The 18,713-nt window shown below is 57.3% G+C and carries 14 protein-coding genes and 1 pseudogene; 4 read left to right on the top strand and 11 right to left on the bottom strand.

The window, feature by feature from the left end; translation table 11 throughout:
• Nucleotides 1–56: 56 nt before the first annotated feature.
• From ACZ5C7_RS04750 to ACZ5C7_RS04730, 5 genes and pseudogenes are all read right to left on the bottom strand, one after another.
• Nucleotides 57–2,999, bottom strand: a complete 2,943-nt coding sequence (locus ACZ5C7_RS04750; protein WP_464374950.1) for a UvrD-helicase domain-containing protein — start codon at nucleotides 2,997–2,999, stop codon at nucleotides 57–59.
• Nucleotides 2,996–5,473 (bottom strand): PD-(D/E)XK nuclease family protein, encoded by a 2,478-nt coding sequence (locus tag ACZ5C7_RS04745; protein WP_464374949.1) that lies wholly within the window; start codon nucleotides 5,471–5,473, stop codon nucleotides 2,996–2,998. Before ACZ5C7_RS04745 ends, ACZ5C7_RS04750 begins: the two co-directional genes overlap by 4 nt.
• Before the next feature lie 476 nt (nucleotides 5,474–5,949).
• On the bottom strand, nucleotides 5,950–6,093 hold the full coding sequence (locus tag ACZ5C7_RS04740) for a hypothetical protein (RefSeq protein ID WP_464374948.1): 144 nt from the start codon (nucleotides 6,091–6,093) through the stop codon (nucleotides 5,950–5,952).
• A gap of 3 nt (nucleotides 6,094–6,096) precedes the next feature.
• A complete protein-coding gene (locus ACZ5C7_RS04735; RefSeq protein ID WP_464374947.1) occupies nucleotides 6,097–6,771 on the bottom strand; it encodes an IS6 family transposase in 675 nt (224 codons plus the stop codon).
• A gap of 47 nt (nucleotides 6,772–6,818) precedes the next feature.
• Nucleotides 6,819–7,460, bottom strand: a pseudogene (locus ACZ5C7_RS04730) (IS6 family transposase).
• 105 nt (nucleotides 7,461–7,565) lie between these two features.
• On the opposite strand from ACZ5C7_RS04730, the gene ACZ5C7_RS04725 reads away from it, so the two are divergent.
• A complete protein-coding gene (locus ACZ5C7_RS04725; protein ID WP_464374946.1) occupies nucleotides 7,566–8,390 on the top strand; it encodes a hypothetical protein in 825 nt (274 codons plus the stop codon).
• Nucleotides 8,391–8,506: 116 nt separating this feature from the next.
• Nucleotides 8,507–9,655, top strand: coding sequence for a citrate synthase (citZ, locus tag ACZ5C7_RS04720; protein WP_464374945.1), 1,149 nt, complete (start codon nucleotides 8,507–8,509; stop codon nucleotides 9,653–9,655).
• 116 nt (nucleotides 9,656–9,771) lie between these two features.
• Here the strand turns inward: citZ and ACZ5C7_RS04715 are convergent, their stop codons facing one another.
• The 6 genes from ACZ5C7_RS04715 to ACZ5C7_RS04690 all read right to left on the bottom strand — a co-directional run bounded on the left by ACZ5C7_RS04715 (nucleotide 9,772) and on the right by ACZ5C7_RS04690 (nucleotide 16,346).
• Nucleotides 9,772–10,740, bottom strand: a complete 969-nt coding sequence (locus ACZ5C7_RS04715) for a succinylglutamate desuccinylase/aspartoacylase family protein (protein ID WP_464374944.1) — start codon at nucleotides 10,738–10,740, stop codon at nucleotides 9,772–9,774.
• A 57-nt stretch (nucleotides 10,741–10,797) separates the two neighbouring features.
• Complete coding sequence (locus tag ACZ5C7_RS04710; protein ID WP_464374943.1) at nucleotides 10,798–11,751, bottom strand: NAD(P)-dependent oxidoreductase; 954 nt, start codon at nucleotides 11,749–11,751, stop codon at nucleotides 10,798–10,800.
• Between the two features lie 80 nt (nucleotides 11,752–11,831).
• Complete coding sequence (locus ACZ5C7_RS04705) at nucleotides 11,832–13,178, bottom strand: MmgE/PrpD family protein (protein WP_464374942.1); 1,347 nt, start codon at nucleotides 13,176–13,178, stop codon at nucleotides 11,832–11,834.
• Nucleotides 13,179–13,770: 592 nt separating this feature from the next.
• Nucleotides 13,771–14,184, bottom strand: a complete 414-nt coding sequence (locus tag ACZ5C7_RS04700) for a universal stress protein (RefSeq protein ID WP_464374941.1) — start codon at nucleotides 14,182–14,184, stop codon at nucleotides 13,771–13,773.
• A gap of 39 nt (nucleotides 14,185–14,223) precedes the next feature.
• Nucleotides 14,224–14,988 (bottom strand): IclR family transcriptional regulator, encoded by a 765-nt coding sequence (locus ACZ5C7_RS04695; RefSeq protein ID WP_464374940.1) that lies wholly within the window; start codon nucleotides 14,986–14,988, stop codon nucleotides 14,224–14,226.
• Nucleotides 14,989–15,140: 152 nt separating this feature from the next.
• Nucleotides 15,141–16,346 (bottom strand): MFS transporter, encoded by a 1,206-nt coding sequence (locus ACZ5C7_RS04690; RefSeq protein ID WP_464374939.1) that lies wholly within the window; start codon nucleotides 16,344–16,346, stop codon nucleotides 15,141–15,143.
• Between the two features lie 122 nt (nucleotides 16,347–16,468).
• Here ACZ5C7_RS04690 and ACZ5C7_RS04685 point away from each other — a divergent pair, with 122 nt between their 5' ends.
• Entirely contained in the window at nucleotides 16,469–17,266 is a 798-nt protein-coding gene (locus ACZ5C7_RS04685) for an SDR family oxidoreductase (protein WP_464374938.1), read from the top strand.
• A 120-nt stretch (nucleotides 17,267–17,386) separates the two neighbouring features.
• On the top strand, nucleotides 17,387–18,514 hold the full coding sequence (locus ACZ5C7_RS04680) for a mandelate racemase/muconate lactonizing enzyme family protein (RefSeq protein ID WP_464374937.1): 1,128 nt from the start codon (nucleotides 17,387–17,389) through the stop codon (nucleotides 18,512–18,514).
• The last annotated feature ends 199 nt before the right edge of the window (nucleotides 18,515–18,713 follow it).

The following is an 18,713-nucleotide window of genomic DNA, read 5'->3' as shown; positions in this document are numbered from 1 at the left end:
AGGCGATAATATGATTGCGTGCATAATATAGATGCCGGATGCTTATGCGAGGGAGTTCACTCAGGTGCGGATCCGTGTACTTCCTCGGAATAGCTAGCCTCACGCTCGTCCGCGAACGTTGGTAACTCGCGTAATGCTTCGAGCGTGAGTGGCGATACGTCCACGAGCTCGTTATCGGCGGTGTAGAAGATACTGATCGAGATGGTGCGATCCGGGTACTGCTCGGCTGCGACGTGATAATAGACGCTGAGCTGTTTCCTGTATTCGGCCGCTGCGTGGCGGGTAAGATCCGTCTTGTAGTCGATAATCTGGATTCGGTCCGGCGTGATTACGAGTAGATCGATGATGCCGACGAGGGTAACCTGCGGATCCGAATCCAGCGGAAGAATCGCCGTAACTTCCGGTTCGAATGTTCCGTCGAGAGTATCGAGGAGCGTCGCAACGCGTTCCTGGTCGTCATCGCTCGGTGAAAGATCTTCTCCTCGTGCATACTCCTCGGCGAATTCGTGAAGCTTGTCCCCGAATTCCGTCCCTCGTCCCTCCGAGACCTCGTCGTACACGTTATCGTCCATAATGTCGTGAACGCTCATCCGACGGGGGCTCGTTCGTTCGGGGGGTGTGAGTGAAAACGGCACCTCGTCCTCGCTGTATTCGGTTTCAGTATCGACGGAGGGTTCGAGTTCGATCGGCTCGAGCGGAAGTTCGGTGAAGAAGGGGCTCGGCGAGTCGCCGGCTGTGAGGAACAGATGTCGCTTCGTTCGCGTCACCGCGACGTAGAAGAGCCGGCGCTCTTCGTCGTATTCCGACGGCAAACAGCCGGTGAGAAGATCGTACGGCCAGTGGCTGTGGACGTACGGACGACCGCTCGCTTCGCTGTAGACGGATCGTTGCCTGAGTCCGATCGGTTCACGGTACTGGATCGCACCTGACGATGGCCGCCCGTAATGCGGGAACGCTCGCCGATTCACGTTCGCACAGAAGACGATCGGATATTCCAATCCCTTCGCGCTGTGTATCGTTTGAAGCGTGACGGAATCCTCACCCGGGCTCGAATCGATTTCGATCGTGGACCCGGCCTCGAGGTGGTCCTCTATGTAGGTGATCGCCTCGCTCCTGGTTGCGAGCGTCGTCTCGTGCATCCCCGTGAGTTCACCGAGGAGGGCGTTTGCACGCGCTCCATCATACCCGTATTCGTCGAAGACGAGACGCCCGAATCCACCGATCGTTTCACGGTCTCGCAGGGAGTCTCGAAACGCAACCATTGGGTCGGGATACCGTTCGGCATCGAGTATTTCACGGGCGTTCGAAAGCGTGTATCCGGCTTCTTCCAGAACGGTCGCCCACCCTCGTCGATCGTCCGATTCGCAAATCCGAAGCCACGCTAACAGAAGCTTCGCCTGATCGGTATCGAATAACTCCACTCCGCCCTCATACGCGATCGGGATGCCGTACTCGTTCGCTTTTTCGAGGAGATCACGGGCAAACGATCGAGTTCGAGTAAAGACGGCGATATCGCTATACGACGGGGCGCCGAGCCGTTTCCGTTCGGCAGCCGCTTGCTCCTCCACGGACAGCGCTGCTGTCGAGACCGGTTCGTCCCGCACCTCGACGCTGTAGTCCTCGTTTCCGACGACGTGCTGTATTCGATCGAGGACTAGTTCGAGCTCATCTTCGTGCGTTACTGCCTGAATGTGGCTGTTATCAACTCGGTTCGTGGCCTCGAGTGGCGTTATCTCGCGTTCGATCGCTTCCGAATCTAGCGACTCACTGTTCGTCGCAGGGGTTGTCAACGTCTCCGTCGCTAGCGATAGAATCGACTCCGTGGACCGGTAGTTCTTTTTCAGCGGAATCGTCTCGATCTCGTCGACGGCATACTGGACACGAGCCTCGTCGCGATTCAACTCCGCCTTGTATCGCGAGATCCGGTCCTCGAAATTCTGGATGTTCTCGACCGCAGTGTACTGGAATCCGTAGATACTCTGTTTCCAATCTCCGACGACGCAGATGTTATTATCAGCGGCGAGGAGCAGCGTGAGCTTGAATTGCAACTCGTTGGTATCCTGGAACTCGTCGACCATGACGTACCGGTGGCGAACCTGTTCGCGAACGGCTGCGTTCTCACACAGCATCACGAACGCCATCACGAGCATGAGCCCTTGCGTGAGGTAGTTGCGCTGGAGTGCGTACTCGAGGTACTCGAAATACACGTCGTGGACGAAAGCGAGTAGATCCTCTCGGTCCTCGTCGAACGCCTGCTCGACAGGCTCAGTATGAAGCTGTGGATAGCCGACGATCTCGTCGGCTGTCGGCGCATCGGGGACGTATTCGGACGCGTCCCACCCGCTTACGGACGAGCGTGCATCGGATTGTGTGGGACCGTTCGCCCCTTCGTTCGGTCGGTTCTCCCGTTCGAAGCGGTCCATGAACGCCTCCCGGTCGCCCAAAAGCGGAGCGTCGGTATCTCGGTACCACCCGTCGCGTTCAGGGATGACGCCCTTCGCAGCGAGTTTGCCAATCAACGACCGGAGCGAACCGGGATCGCTCAGCGCTGCGAACATCTGTTCGTATTCGGGGTGACGGTCTTCGAAGCGAGTGATGAACGTGTTGAACAGCTCTCCCTCTCGAATCCCGTCCTCGATCAATTCGAGTGACTGTGGAACGTGGTCGTCAATCCCGATCTCGGTCGGGGTTTCGTGTCCATAGCGTCGAAGCAACTGATAACAGTACCCGTGAAACGTACTAATGGGTGCATCTTGTAACTGAACGGGATCGTATGAGGACTGGCGAGCGATTCGGTCGGCCATTTCCGTAGCCGCGTTCCGCGTGAACGTGGCCAAAAGGATGTCCTCCGGTTCGACATCCGGTTTCTCGAGGATGTTTGCATATCGGCGCGTTATAGTGAACGTTTTGCCCGTCCCTGCGCCGGCATCGACGAGATAGATCCCGTCGGGACGTTCGATCAGCGTTTCTTGCTCCCGGTTTGGTGATATTCCAGTCATCGATCTGTGAGTATGAGGTCTCGGTGGTCGACGCGGTCCCAACTCGGTCCCTCCGCTCGGTAGGCTACCGGGAACCGACTGGTTCGATACTCGTTCAGGTCCTCGAGTTGCTCGTCGACGAATGCCACGAAGGCATCGAGATCCGATTGCAGGACGTATCCGGCCGGGACGTCGTCGAGATCCTCGATCACCTTCTCGCAGCCCTGGCGAACGTACTTGTACTCTCCGACGCGCTCCTGGGCATACACGACGAACTCCTCGGTAATTTTCGCTCGTCGCTCGGGATCGACTCCAGCTCGGGGAAGCTCGTGACTCTCGAAAAACTCTCTGTAGGCCTCGTATCCCAGTGGGTCCAGTGCCCGACATCGCTCGTTCGAGTCGGCGTAATCGGTTACGCTCTCGAATACCTCTCGGCTCGCGACGAATTCGCTAAACGCCGCCGGGACGTAGGTGATCGTCGTGACGAGCTCTGCGGGGTCGGGCGGAGATTCCGCGAGGGCTTCATCGACCCCGTGGAGAAGATGGACGAAATGAAGTTCGAGACGGTCGTCAGGCCGTTCCTCTCGATGCCCGGCGAGGTAGACGAGCGCCTGAAAAGTCGGATACTCATCGACCGGATCGATCGATGCCGACTCGAGTACGTCCGAAGCGTCCTTCTTGCTGCCTGTCTTGTAATCGACGAGTGCGGTTTCGCGTTGGATCAGATCGACGTACCCGTGAACGCCGATCGACGACGACTCGAACCAGCGTTCGGTTAGCTCTGAATCACATTCGACACCGAGTTCGGTTGCGAGTTCGTTTTCGTGGTCCCAATCATCGTCGGTGGTGTACGTTCCTTCCGACGGCGGGTTTCCTTCTGACGGCGGGTTTTCGTCCAGATACGCCGTGATCGCGTCCACTCCAACCGCCAAATACGTTCGTTGAACGGCTTGTTTCGAGTCATCGAGATACGGGTTCAACCGATCACACATCGCATCGAGAACGCGATCGCGTCGCTCTTCGAGTACCGATGGATTGGAAACGTAGATTTCAGCGGCCTCGTGGAGAAGCGTTCCGCGAACCATGTGAAACGACGACGGCGATTGGACCAACCGATCGAAGTACGCATCTCGAGGCGAGTTTGCGAGGGCTTTCAATCGAGATTGACTGATCGTCTCTCTGCCTCGAGGCGGTGTCGAGGGATCGTCTGGCTCAGGAAACGGCGACGTGAGTGATGGGCTAGCGCTGCCGCCGTGTCGTGTGTGCGGAAGATCACCGAACGAGTCGAACGGATCCTCGCGGAGGCGCCGAAGGTACACGCACGGGGTCACGTCGCTCCCGGCCTGCGTCTCTTGGACGAAACAGTATCGCTGCGTACCGTTTTGGAGCAGTCGCTCGAATCGCTCGAGATCGCGTTCTAAGTACGCTTCTCGGTCGATCCAGGGGTAATCCGGTGGGCTCTGTGCCCACTCAGGACCGAGACCGACATAAAAGACGACAGGTCGGTCAACGTATGCCGTTGAGGTCGCATCCGCTAAGAGAACCCCGTCGGTCGCATCCGCGTTCGTCGGAACAGCGACCGCATCGAGGTAGTACCGGAAACGTGAAACGCGATCTTCCGTCACCTGCGCGTCCAGTATCCCGAGATTCTGAAGCTCGCGTCGAAGTTCGCCTAACCGTGTTTCGCTGATCGACTCGTACACCGACACGACGTCACGGAACGTTCCTTCTTCGACGGCGTGCTGGAATTCGACGTAGGATCCAAGTTGATCTGGTTCGAGCGAATCTACGCGCTGTTCTTCGCTGCCCCTGGAAACATCGATTCCAGCTGTCGTGAGCACCGGTCGGATTTCCGAGAGTCGTTGACCGGATCCCGAAAACGTCGCTTCCAGCAGTCGGAATAACGCCCGCACATCGTCATCGTCCTCGAACCCTGGTCCACCCCGATGAGGAATCGCCTGAGCTTCGAGGGCAGACTCGATCAGCGCGCTATACAGACTTCCCTCGGCAAGAACGATTCCGAATTGATCCGCCGTGTCAGGGTCGATCTGGTCGACGATCGTTGAGACGATTGCTGTCGCTGACGGGAAGATGTGTAGCTCGGGAAACGAGATGTGCGTACTGCCCAGGGACGAATAGGTTTCGTACTCATCAGGAGAGGGGAGGAGTTGCCGATCGAGCTCGGAAAGATGCGCTTCGTCGACCACCGCTATCTCTTGCTCTGGTGAAAGCGTCGTGCGCTCGACGGCCCGATAGCTGCTCTCGAGTTCCCCCAGCATCGACACGACCGACCGGATATCGGGAGTGTCGAACTCGGGATACTCGAGTATCTGTTTCCGGTTACCCGTCGCCGTCCAACAATCGATGCACAGCTCGAGTGCTCTCACTGCTTGCTTCCATGAGAGGTCCGTCTGCGCGATGACTTCGAAAAAGAGCGGTCGGATGCCGTCTGGAAACATCTCTTGGACGGCGTAGCTTCGCGGTGTAGCAGACAACCGACCGATTCGAGGACGCTGCACCCGGTTATCAAGTGCAAGTGCAAGGGGTGCTTCGCCAGTAAGAGCGATGTCGCAGTTAGCAACCCTCGAATAGAGCTGATCGATTGACCGCGCTTCTCGTAAGGGCACAGTCGAATAACTAAGTCAGTTTACTTGAACCTACTCAATTTGCGATATGATAGAGGGCACGCTTAGCGGTTATCGACGCCGCTTCGGGGTTGTTTGCCGGTGATTGAGGGATTTCTATCCGCCCTTTCTTTTAATTTGCTGAAATCCAAAATAGGGCTTTGTGGAATCGCCATAACGCGGGAGAATTCACTGTCTGTTTGCTAGTATAGATGACACACCGGTGCGATTTCTCGGAACGCACGGAGTAAGAAACGTGGATACACGTATAGGAACTCGAGCAGCTCGGCAACTGACCGCCGCGGCCGCTTTTCGTCCGGATCCGATCACCGTTGCAGGTCCAGCACTTACCCTGGATGCATCGGCCGGGCCTCGAGCAGCCCGTCTAACTGCTCGTGAACGAGATCGAGGCGACGACCAGCCGATCGGCCGTCTCGGACGCGGTGAACTGCGTTCGCAACCGCTCGCCGACTCTTCGAAAAACTCGGCACTGTCTAGGTTAGCACCTCCGCTGGCGTCTGTCCGTTGAGTGATTGATGTGGTCGTTGTGTGTTGTAGTAGTGTACAAACTGTTCAAGCCATTCTCTGACGCTCGCCCGACTGCCCACCCACGAGTTATGGAAGCGGTCGACTCTCATCTTCAAGGTGTGTAACCACTTTTCGATCAGGTTTCGGTCAACGTAGTCGAGCTGACCGCTCAATCCTAATCGTGAGAGGGCAGTCAGATAGCCATAGCCATCAGCGAGAAACACGGTATTGGATAGATTATGTTTCTCGGTCAACCGATGCAGAAACGCAGCAGCTGGATCGGTGCCTCGCCGTCCGAACACTGCGATATCGAGAATTAGTTTTGAGTCTAGGTCTATTGCAGAGTATACCCAAGACCAGTCGCCGTTAATCCTGACAGCGGTTTCATCAATGGCGACCCGTGACGGCTTCGCCGTTGGCGGGTCTGGAACGCTGTCAGCTAGCCGATGTACCCAGTGCCAGATCGCTTGATGAGAGCGTTCCACACCGATCAAGCGAAGAATTGCTTGTGTCTCTCGAAGAGAACAACCGGTCGCATGGAGACGGACGGCGAACACCCTAACGGGCGTCGCCGTCCGCTCACGCTCCCAACATTCATCAAATTCCGCCGCGTAGCCCTCGCTGAGCAGGTCTGCGAGCATTGTTCCAAACTAACTCTACGACCTGCTCACTGCTCAAACTGGCCTAACTAGACACTGCCGTTCGTAGCATTGTGACAGACTGCGAAGGCTTGGAGCCACGATTCTGCTGTCGACGGTTGTGCGTGGCTAAAAAAGTTTGGAAACGAATAGGTACGCCGTTTTATCTAGTAAAAAATACTTAGAACACTGTTTCGTTTTCGTGTTTTTCGTATCGAAATCGGAGCCCAGATCGTCGGAGTGCAGTCTGGATATGTTTCACTCATCAACGAGAGCCACAGCATCGTCGAGGTCATGTCTCTCAGTGAGTTCCCGAAGGAACCGTTCTGTCAGTTCGGTCGTAGTCGTCGAATACAACCGTATATGGTGTATATTGTCGGTTCTGGATCGACAGCAGTGCACAGCCAATAGCGATGTTCGTCAAGTTGAATCACCGTCTCGTCAAGCGCGACGTGATTCGGTTCCTCGTCAACCGCCGGCTGTAGATCGCATTTGTGAACCCAATCGTGGACTACCTTGTGACTGCGCCCGACACCGAAGTTCTATAATTTTCGAATTGTATTCGAAATCGATGGATAGGCAGGATGGGATCGAATACCGAATTCCATCAGCTGACGCGATGTCCGCTCTCGTTCCACAAAATTCAAATCAATCCAATCGCTGCACCCGCTGAGGCGGTCGATTTTTGGCACGAACTCCATAAAATCGTACCGCCTCACTTTTCACGCTTAGCGAAACAATCTTTCCCATTGACACTATTCGACAATTTTATCCTTCGAACCGACGATCCCTCGTCTATGGCAACAGCAGAGAACGAGGTCCACCTGTATTGGGCCACCGGTTGTACCAGTTGTCTCCGGGTCAAAGAGTTCCTCGAGCGAAACGATATTCCCTTCATTTCTCATAACATCGTCGAGCCAAACGGCGGGGGGTCGGACGCAGATCCGGGAATCGGCGTTCGCGGCGCAGATCAAGAGATGATCAAGGAGATGGCCGAACTGGGGCTTCCTGAGCACGTACCGGTCGTGAGATACGGGGGTGACTGGTCCGACGGAAAAGATCTTCAAAGCGTCGCCCAACTGTTGGACATCGAGTACGACACCAGCATCCTTCCGGTCGAAGAACTGTACCGGCGACTCGATATCATACTCACCGCAATTCTCGAGTTCGTTCCACATATCCCCGAAGAAGAATTCCAGACGGACATTCCGAATCGACCACGAAGCTACGCGGAACTCGTCCAACACACCTTCACGCTGCCGGACGTGTTCCTCATGCACGAAGCTGGTGTTCCGATGGATGGCGTTCCCCGAATGGAACACAGTTGGGACCCTAACTCACACGTCGCACTCGAGACGTACGGGAAATCAGTCCACGGGAAGCTGGATTCGTGGTTCGAGAACCGATCCGACCAGTGCGATTGGTCGGCGACTGCTGACGTGTTCTGGGGTCAACCGACGAAACACGAATTCTTCGAGCGAACGACCTGGCACACGGGACAACACGCCAGACAGTTGGAGTGGATCCTCCGCGAGGAACTCGACGTTATCCTGGCAGAACCGCTTTCGCCTGCGCTCTGGGAGGATCTCCCCATGCCCGAGAAAGTCTGGAACGACGGGTGACAATCCCTGCTCACACGGTTACGAAATTCCAACGTCACGAGTCGAAGGCCTGCTCTTTGCAGACGGGTCGGCGAAGAAACGATAATGCTTTTCCACCCCCGGCCGAACCCATCCTTATGGGAGAGACTATCGAGAAAGGTCTGGAGGGCGTGTTAGTCGCAGAGTCGGAACTCAGCTCCATCGACGGTGAGGAAGGGCGGTTGATGTATCGCGGGTACACCATCGAGGACCTCGCTCGAGAGGCGAGCTACGAAGAAGTCGCGTATCTGCTCTGGCACGGAGAGTTACCGACCGAATCGGAACTCGCGGCGTTCACGGAGAAGTTGGCTACAGAGCGCGACGTCGACGACCAGATCCTCGAGACGGTCGAGACGTTGGCGGCGATCGGCGAGCAACCGATGGCGGCGATGCGGACGGGCGTCTCGATGCTGTCGGCGACCGAGTCCGAGACGGACGCCGACTCGGAGGATCGCGAGGTGTCGCTTCGAAAGGGCCGTCGCATCACCGCGAAAATCCCGACGATCCTCGCCGCGTTCGAGCGGTATCGGCAAGGCGAAAACCCAGTTGATCCCGACCCCGAACTCGGTCTCGCGGCGAACTTCCTCTACATGCTAACCGGCGAGGAACCCGACGACGTCGCCGCCGAAACCTTCGATCAGGCGCTCATCCTGCACGCTGACCACGGTTACAACGCCTCCACGTTCGCCTCGATCGTCATCGGCGCAACGATGGCCGACATCTACTCGAGCGTCACGGGCGGGATTGGAGCGCTGTCGGGGCCGCTCCACGGTGCCGCCAACCGGGACGTCATGGAGATGCTCTTCGAAATCGACCGAAGCGATCTCGACCCCCTCGAGTGGATCGAACGAGCGACCGACGAGGGCCGGCGCATTCCCGGATTCGGTCACCGCGTCTACGGCGTCAAAGATCCGCGCGCGCACATCCTTCAGGAACGAAGCCGCGAACTCGCTGAAACCGGCGAGCCCAAGTGGTACGACATCACCACCACCATCGAAGCGTACCTCACCGACGAGCAGGGGCTCGTCGAGAAAGGCATTGCGCCGAACGTCGATTTTCACTCCGGCTCGGTCTACTACCAACTCGGTATCCCCATTGACATGTACACCCCCATCTTCGCCATGAGTCGCTCCAGCGGCTGGATTGCTACCGTCCTCGAGTACCAGGAGGACAACCGACTCATCCGACCGCTTGCGCGGTACACCGGTCCAACACGTCAGGAGTTCGTGCCTCTCGGTGAACGGTAGGAGTCTTTCGGTGAACGGTAAGAGTCGCCATCTCTTTTCGCGGTGAGTAGAGCGAATTCGTACCAGAGCTAATCCCATGAAAGCGGGGGTCTCCCTACCACGAAAGAAATGGGACGTTACACGGACGGATGATAGTTCGTCACGTCGGTCCCGACGGAACAGACGTATTCGCCGGACGCAGCTCGAGGGAGCCGCGCCGTGCGCCAGAAATACCCGGATTGTTCGGCGACGACGGTGTCGCGTTCGTCACCGAACGGGGTGAGGGTGGTAAACAACGGGTCGCCGATATCGACTCGGTCACCGAGTGACTTCTCGAGGCGAACCAGCCCGCCCCGCTGAGCGCTGTAGTGAACGAACTCCGAGACTTTTGTCTGCGGAGAGGGTGCGACATTCCCGTCGGAAAAGCCGTAGGTGTTGAGTACGTTGTGCATACCTCGAACTCCGATTTCGATGCTCCGCTCGTCCCATCCCACGGCACCGCCCAGTTCGGGATTGATAACGGGGATGCCGTTGTTCGCTCCGACTCGAGCTAACTGTCCTTTAGGGCCTTTAATATCGACGATATTCCCGGTATCGAAGACCGATGCGAGTTTTAGACAATCGCTGTGCATTCGGTGTCGGCGGCCACAGCGTACTCGAACCTCGTGGACCATCCGGTCCGTGGAGGCCTGGTGGAGATCGACCGCGAGGTCCGCTCGTTGGACCAGATCAAACGTTGCGCGTGCGATACGTTCGCTGGATGTCCCCTCGCGGTTGCCCGGATAGGTACGATTCATTTTCCTGTTATCGATCGGGTTTCTGTGTTCGCCGACCTGAAATCCGAGGACGTTCACGATGCCGACGAAAATGATGGTCCCCGATAGTGTAGTCGGGTCCAGCTCCTGAAAAAGCGTCCTGACGACGCCGAGCCCATTCAGTTCGTCACCGTCGCTGACGGATTGGACGTACAGTGTATTTCCGTCGCTGACCCCGTTGACGATTCCCACGGGGAGCCGTATGGGGGTGCCGTCTCTCATCTGGCCCACCACGAGGTGGCCGGTTGCGATTTCACATGAATCGGCTTCGGCGGTCCCGACGGAGATCATTACAATACCGACGAGTCCGGTAAGGCATAAGAACTTTCGTTTCGGCTCGCTCGAGGGCTACAACACAGCAGGGTTCGCCACGTACTCCTCGTCAACCGGTTCATCCTCCAGGATGCAAACGACGCTCTTCGCGGTTGTCTCGAGCATTTGCTCTCGCGTTTGTACCGTCGCACCCGCCAGGTGCGGCGTTACGATGAGGTTATCCCGCTCGAAGAGCGACTCGTCCAATTCGGGTGGCTCTTCGTGGAATACGTCGAGAAACGCACCGCCAATAGAATCTTCGCGGAGTGCAGTCTCGAGGGCTTGCGTCTCGATGACTTTTCCGCGAGAGGTATTGATGACGAGTGAATTCGACCTCAAGAGTTCGAACTCGTCGTGGCCCAGCAGACCTTCCGTCTCGTCGGTCAGCCGGACGTGTAACGTCACGATATCGGCGTTCGAGAGTAATTCTGGGAGTTGAACGCGCGTTGCATCGATCGCCTCGAGTTTGTCTTCGGACACGTACGGATCGGCAACGAGGAACTCGACATCGAACGGCTCGAGGCGTTTTGCGGTTTCGAAGCCAGCAGCACCGAGGCCGACGACGCCGACGGTTTTCCCCCGCAGTTCGGTTCCCCACCACGCCTCGGATCGCCAGCCACCGTCTCGAAGGTGGCGTTCCGCGTCGTGGAGGTTCCGCGCGAGACTCACGATCGAGCCGACCGTAAACTCCGCGACGGCGACGCCGTTCATTCCGGGGGTGTGGACCACGGCAACGTCGTGTGCCGTCGCCGCTTCGACATCGATGTTATCAATACCGGACCCTGCTTTGCCGATCGCCTGGATATCCGGAATCTGTTCGAATAACGATTCGGTGTAGGCGTTCTCAGAGTGGACGAACAGCGCGTCGGCGCCTTCGGAACGCTCGATGAGGTCGGGTTCCGTATAGCGTTGTTTGGGCTCTGTCCGCACGCTGTGATCGCCGAACGCATCGGGGATACGATCGACTGATCGGAAGCTAACTACGTTCACGTTCGAGTTATTCTGGGGAATTCGAAATTAAGGCTTCGGTCTGGTTCGAGAAAAAGCGACCGGGAGCTCGATCGATCGTCCTACTGAAGGTGTGCCTGAAGCGATTCGAGGTCGGCGTTCTCGAGGTCAGCGATCAGGGATTCGAGCGCTGCAGCGTCGCCCTCCGAGAGTCGGGACTCGGCGCATTCGAAGAACTTCTCCTGAAGTCGCTCCTCGTCGATCGGGTTGTTCGGGCTCCCCGGCGCGTACCGAATCTCCTCGCGAAGTTCCGTTCCGTCCGTTTTCGTCACCGTGACGATTGCGCCGTAGCCGGCGAAATCGTCCCCGAAGAGATCGTCTTCGAATGCTCGAGTGACTTTCTCGACGGTCTCCTGCGTTTTCGGTTGTTGAACGTATTCGTCCGTGAATTCGTGGATACCCGCCTGGTTCTCACGGAGGATCGCGGCGAGACAGAACTCGATAGAGAACTTGGCCTGGAGCGCATCGTCCGGCTGCTTGTGGTGGAGCATCTCGGAAGCAGCGTCCTCGAGGGTTACGATAACCTGCTCGACGGTGTCGGGAGTCAAGTCGTTTTCGCGGGTGAGGTTTCGCATGGCGTCCATTGCGGCGTGGGTGATAACGCCGGAGGGATACGGTTTGAATCCGATATCTTCGACGCCCCACGTGTCGCCGAGATCGTCCGTGATGGTCTCGGGATCGTACGCGTCGTCGATGGTCATCACGCGGTTGTAGCCGATATCGCCTTCGAAGATATCGGGGTCAGCGGAAAATCCGTCCCGCGCGAGCAAGGCGGCCCGGATACCCATCTCCGCGGCGTGGCCCGCGTGAAGCGGTTTCGTCATCGTTCCGAAGTTCTTTTTGAGGGACGAAGAGAGGGAAGCGACGATCCCGAACGCGCGCGAAGTCTCCGCAACATCGAGCCCGTAGACGGAGGCTGCGGCTCCGACCGCGCCGAACGATCCAGCCGTCCCAGTGCTGTGCCAGCCGTTCTGATAGTGTTCCGGGTAGGTGCTGTGTCCGACGCGGAACGCGACTTCACACCCGACGACGTAGCCAGTCAAAAGTTCCTCCGTCGACGCGTTGCTGGTCTCCGTCGCCGCGAGAGACGACGCGAACACTGGCGACGTTGGGTGAATAACGATGGACTCGAACGTGTCGTCGTAATCGATCGCGTGGCCGAACGCCCCGTTGGCTAGTGCCGCCGCCGGTGCGCTTTTTCCGTCGCGACAAAAGACCGTTGCATCCCCATCCCCATACTGGGAATCAACGTACTCGTATACTTTCTCACCGACCGTATGATGTGACCCATACAGCGCGACGCCAACGTAGTCACGAATCGCATCCTTTGCATGGTCAGCGGCACTCGCAGGGATATCGTCATATTCGACTGATACGACGTAGTCAGCCAACTCTTGGGTTTCGCCCATACCCCAATTGACCTATCGAGTCTACTTAATCATTGTGATTGGCGTGAAACCTGTTCTCACAGCGTAGCGCGTCCGGATTGGGAGTGGCACGAACCGGCTACGGACACGACGTCGAAGACCGATCCTGCCCAACTGACTCGGTGCGTCGTCGGCTGCGGACGCGGATCAACGCCTGTATGGTCCCGCAGTGGGTACAAGCCATGCGTCCACGTTCGAAGCGAAAACCGGGAGATCCGCGTCCGCACTGAGTCATAAGCAACGTCATCCGTCGAAATAATGTGTTCGTTCCCTACGAACAGAGGGCGAGATGTTCCGGCTCCGAGTAAAGAACGGGATATCATACAGTAATACGGGTGTAAATTCATACGGAGACGAGGGCCGTTCGACAAATTTCCGAGAGAAGGAGACCCAACGAATAGCGGGTGTCCCTCATCATTATTCAGCATATCTATGACGTGCGGGGGGGGGAAAGGATATATTACAATAGTACTATCGTAAATAATTGCCGAGTCGTACTGGAAGACACAAAACCGGCAGACGGTACCGGGACGAGAGTGGCAACAACTCGTTCGTTGCCTACGAACGCGGACAGTCAGCCGTCCGTTCTCGCGGTCACAACGGGTGCGTCAACGCTCAACAGCACAGATTGCGTGACGCTACCGAAAAGTGCCTTGCCGATCGGCGTCCGCTTGCGACCGCCAACTACCAGATACCGCGCGTCGATTTCATCGACGTAATCATCGATCTCCGTTGCGGGCGTTCCGACCCGACCAACTGGAGTGTACTCCTCAGCACCCGTCGCCGCGATTTCAGCTGCCGTCTCTCGAGCCTGGTTCGTTGACGACCGCTGATCTGGCTCCCGCGCTGAGATCGATTCTTCGAGGTCCTCGCGACCCAGTACGTGAAGGACGTGTAATTCGTCGTCGAATGCGTCCGCTAATTCGCTCCCCTTCTCGATGAGGTACTCATCTCCGTCCGTGTTATCGACCGCGACAACTATGGGCATCGGTTGAAAGTATCGCCTCTCGAGGATATAAAATTGGTGCTACGAAAACTCGATTTTGATCTCGAGTTCGTTGGCCGTCCCCAGAAGCAGGTTCGGCAACTCCTTGTGGAACCAGTCTCGTTCCATCCGGTGTCGCGGCCCGGAAACGCTGAAGGCACCGACGACCTCGTCGTTTACGACGACCGGAACACCGATCGCCCAGAGCCCGGAGATGGACTCTTCCTTGTTGATACTGTAGCCCCGTTCACGGCTCTCTTCGAGATCCTCGAACAGTTCCGCTCGGTCAGTTATCGTGTGATCAGTCTCCGGCGGGAGCCCCCATCGGTCGATGATCAACTCGACTTCCTCGCGGTCCATGTGCGAAAGGATCGCTTTGCCGCCGGCGCTCGAGTGAAGGTACCGGAGGACCCCGCTCTTTCGATCAGCTTTGACCGCTCGCTCTCCAGCAACCGTGTATAGATACAGTGCACGCCCGTGTTCCTCGACGAAGAACTGCGCTCGTTCATCGGTTTTCTCGGCCAATTGCCGCACTAGCGGTTTTACCAACTGACTCCATGGACGACGCTGCCGTGCGTACTCGCCGATTGTCAGAAACTTCAGCCCCACGTTGTACTCGTTTCCTTCTTTGATCACGTATCCCGCGTTGAAAAGCGTCGTCAACTGCTGGTGAACCGTACTTTTGGCCAGTTCGAGCTCGGTCGCGATTACCGTCACCGTCGCCCCGTCACTATCCATGATCACGTCGATGATATCGAACATGTTCTTGATCGTTTGGATTTCCCGAGTCCCGCTGTGTTCGTTCATGACGAAAAACAGTGGTCGAGACGCCTTCAAAGTTACTGCATCGGTTCCGGTCAATCGCCCTGAGCGCAGGTCGTCGGTAGAAGGCATATGGGAAAGGGCAGAAGTTCCAGTTCCAGACGGTCGGACAGCACACGCCGAACGACGTCGCCTTCTCAGTACAACAGTGCCAACAGCACGCCGCCGAGAACTAACACGCCGCCGATGACCGAAAACGCGGCGATAAAGCCCAGTACGTCGGAAATAAATCCCACGATAGCCGGGGCGAGCGCACCGACGCCGGTCATGAGCGTACGCACGATACCGAACGCTCCGCTTCCGACGTTCTGCGGGAGGAGATCCATAAGGTACGAATCACGAACCGGCCGGAAGCCGTGAAATCCGACGCCTGCGATGACGGTAGCGAACGCGACGACGATCAGTGAGTCGACCACGATGAACGCGATTATCGCGCCGACCATGCAGGCAAACAATGCAAGTGCGACGCCGATACTATCTCGCCGGTCGCTGATATCACCGGTCACGGTCTGGCTAATACTCGCGACGAATAACACGCTGTATAGCAAACTGGCCACGCTCCCCGAGAATCCTTTCTCGGACGTTAGATAGAGCGGGAAAAACGCAGAGATGGCGTTCCAGGCGAACGTGAATACCATCGCAACGAGAACGAAGATCAGTAACCGCCGATCGGAAAAAACCGTCCAGTACGTCTCGCCTTGTTTCGGCCCGTTATCGTCGGTTTCGAGGTCATCACTCGTCGATCCGTCAAGTCTGAGCTCCGAGTCCTGTTTCACCCGCACGTAAAACAACCAGCCGAGGCCGAACGAGATGATCGCTCCGAAGACGAACACGCTCTGCCAGACGAAAACGTTCAACGCGACGACCACGACGAGCGGGGCCGTCGTCCCGCCGAGTTGGCCGATCGTATCCATGAAGCCGAGGGTGAGCCCCGTCCGTTCCTGGTAGCGATTCGAGAGGAGCGGGATCGCCACGGTTTTGTGTGGCCCCGTCCCGACGCCGATCAGCACCGCACCGACGAATATGAACGCGAACGTCCGGCTGACGGAGACGACCAGCGCCGCACAGCCGAAGAGAAACGCGCCGGCGACGATGACGCGAGGTTCGCCGACGCGATCCGCGAAATAGCCGGCCGGAAACTGCATGCTCGAGTACGCCAGCATGAGCGCGGTAAACAACAATCCGGTTTCGGTGTTCGAAACGCCGTACGTCGCCTGAAAGGTACCGAAAAGGGGCGGCAAGACAAAGCGCAGGAACTGCACCATGAACCAGAGCAGAGACGCGAGAATGACGATGTCATAGATTCGGGCCGCACGAAGTGCCTTCGATACCCGTTGTTGCATTGGTGAGGAATTATGACCAATGTGAATGAGGGTTGTGATGCCGGCCATACCTTCCGAGAACGGCCCGAACTGAGAGTCACTTCGTCACATGTATACTCTATGAGTGTCTACCACTGCCACACATGGATCTCAGACTAGCTGACAAGACAGCTATCGTCGTGGCATCAAGCAGCGGAATCGGGTACGCCTGCGCCCGACAACTGCTTCAGGAGGGGGCCAACGTCACAATCTGTTCGCGCTCGAACGACCGAATCGAATCGGCTGCACGAGAACTTGTCGACGAAACGGGCGTCGAAGAAAACAAGGTTCTGCCGGTCACGTGCGATATTTCGGATCGAGACGCCATCGAACAGTTGGTAGACGAGACGGTCGAGACGTTCGGTGGACTCGATGTGCAGGTGAACAATCACGGCGGACCACCGGCGGTTACGTTTGCCGAAGCGACCGAAAAGCAGTGGGAAGACGCTCACCACGACGTTATTACGAGCAATCGGTGGCTGGCCGAAGCCGCACTTCCGCATTTGACCGAGAGCGATACCGGTGCGCTGTCCGTCATCACGAGCGCGTCCGCACGCGAGTCGCCGGAGAATCACGCGATTTCGAACGTCTACCGACTCGGACTCTACGGAATGGTGAAGACGATTTCTCGAGAGTACAGTTCGGCGGTCCGCGCGAACGCGGTAACGCCTCGCTTCATCATGACCGAACGAATCGAATACAAAGTCGAACGCCTCGCAGAACACCGAAATATCTCGAAAGAAGAGGCCTTAGAGAGCCGAGTCGACGAAGTTTCGCTCGACCGGCCCGGAGAACCGTCGGAGTTTGCAGACGCCGTCGCGTTCCTCTCGTCGCCTCGAGCGAGTTACGTGACGGGTGAGGTACTGAGCGTGGATGGCGGGTGGAGCCGGTACGTGTTGTAATCGCGTCGAACACGTTCCTGTCAACCGAGTTGTTCCAGCGGATTCGTCGGTACTGTGGACTCGTGAGCGACCGGAAATCGGTGTTTATATTACGCGTTGTGCAGACATCCCACATGCACTATGAAAGTAACTGATATCGAAACTGCCGTTCTCGGCAGTGCAGTCGATGCTGCGTCGCTTCCAGCGCAGGTCGGCGCTCGAGAGCTTGAGATTAGTTCCGTCGTGGTGAAAATCCACACCGACGAAGGAATTACAGGATTGGGTGAATCGTTCTACCGTTCCGAAGAAAACAACCACTTCCTCGCAGAGTCCATCGAGGCGATGGGTCGTCACGTCATCGACAAAGACCCGCGAAACGTCAAGGAAATTTGGCACGAACTCTATCTTCACGTCAAACGCGCGGGTGCCTACGGTGCATTGAGCGCTATCGACGAAGCCCTCTGGGACATCGTCGGTAAAAACGCCGGTCTCCCGGTGTACGAATTGCTCGGCGGCCAGACGGGAGACGTCCACGCGTACGCCACGTTCCCAGCTGACAAAACGGCCGAGGAACTCACCGAGTACGCCGACTGGCTCTCGGACAAAGGGTTCAAAGCGATGAAGATCGGCGCGGGCTTCGGCGTCGAAGAAGATCGCAACCGGATCAAGACGATCATGAACTCGATCCCGGACGACTTCGGGCTCGCCATCGACGCGAACACGTCCTACAACTACACGGACGCGAAAGCCGTCGCTAAAACTGGAAGCGAGTACGAAATCGAGTGGTTCGAGGAGCCGATCGCGCACACGGACATCGACGGACAAGCGGATCTGAACAACTCCGTCGACGTCCCGATCTCGGGCTATCAGACGCACACACCACACTACCCTGCGCTCGATCACTTGAAAGCGAACTCTCTTGATATCTATCAGCCGTCGGTCGACTACGTCGGCGGAATCACGGGTGCGATGCGCGTCGCAACGCTCGTCGAATCGTTCAACAAGGAGATGATCCCACACGCGCTGGGGCCGGCGATCAACTACGCTGCCAGTCTCCACGTCGCCGCGGCGGCCCGGCAGTGTGAACTGATCGAGTTCGCAGTGCTCGACGATGACATCGATGATCCGGGACGGTACATCGCCGGACAGTACGTCGAGAACCAGGACGCGATCTACGTCCAAGACGGCGGTCGAATCGATCCGCCAAGCGAGCCTGGACTCGGCGTGACCATCGACGAGGACGTCTTCGAAGAGTACCGAGTCGACTAGATCTGCGGCTATCTGCTCGCTGATTTTCCGTTTCCCGGCCACAACCCGTCTGCTCGAAGCGGTTCCGTACTCCGCCGTCACCCGGAACGTCTCGGTTTCGAACGCCGACCGGGGGAATTTTACGAACTCGCTTTCACTCGATCGGATTCGAGCGGAATCCGGATACGCGACCCGCGTTCGTCAACCAATACGCTTTCTA

The organism is Halostagnicola alkaliphila (assembly GCF_055379965.1).
Note: the sequence above shows the minus strand (reverse complement) of the source record. Positions and strands in the feature narration are given on the sequence as shown.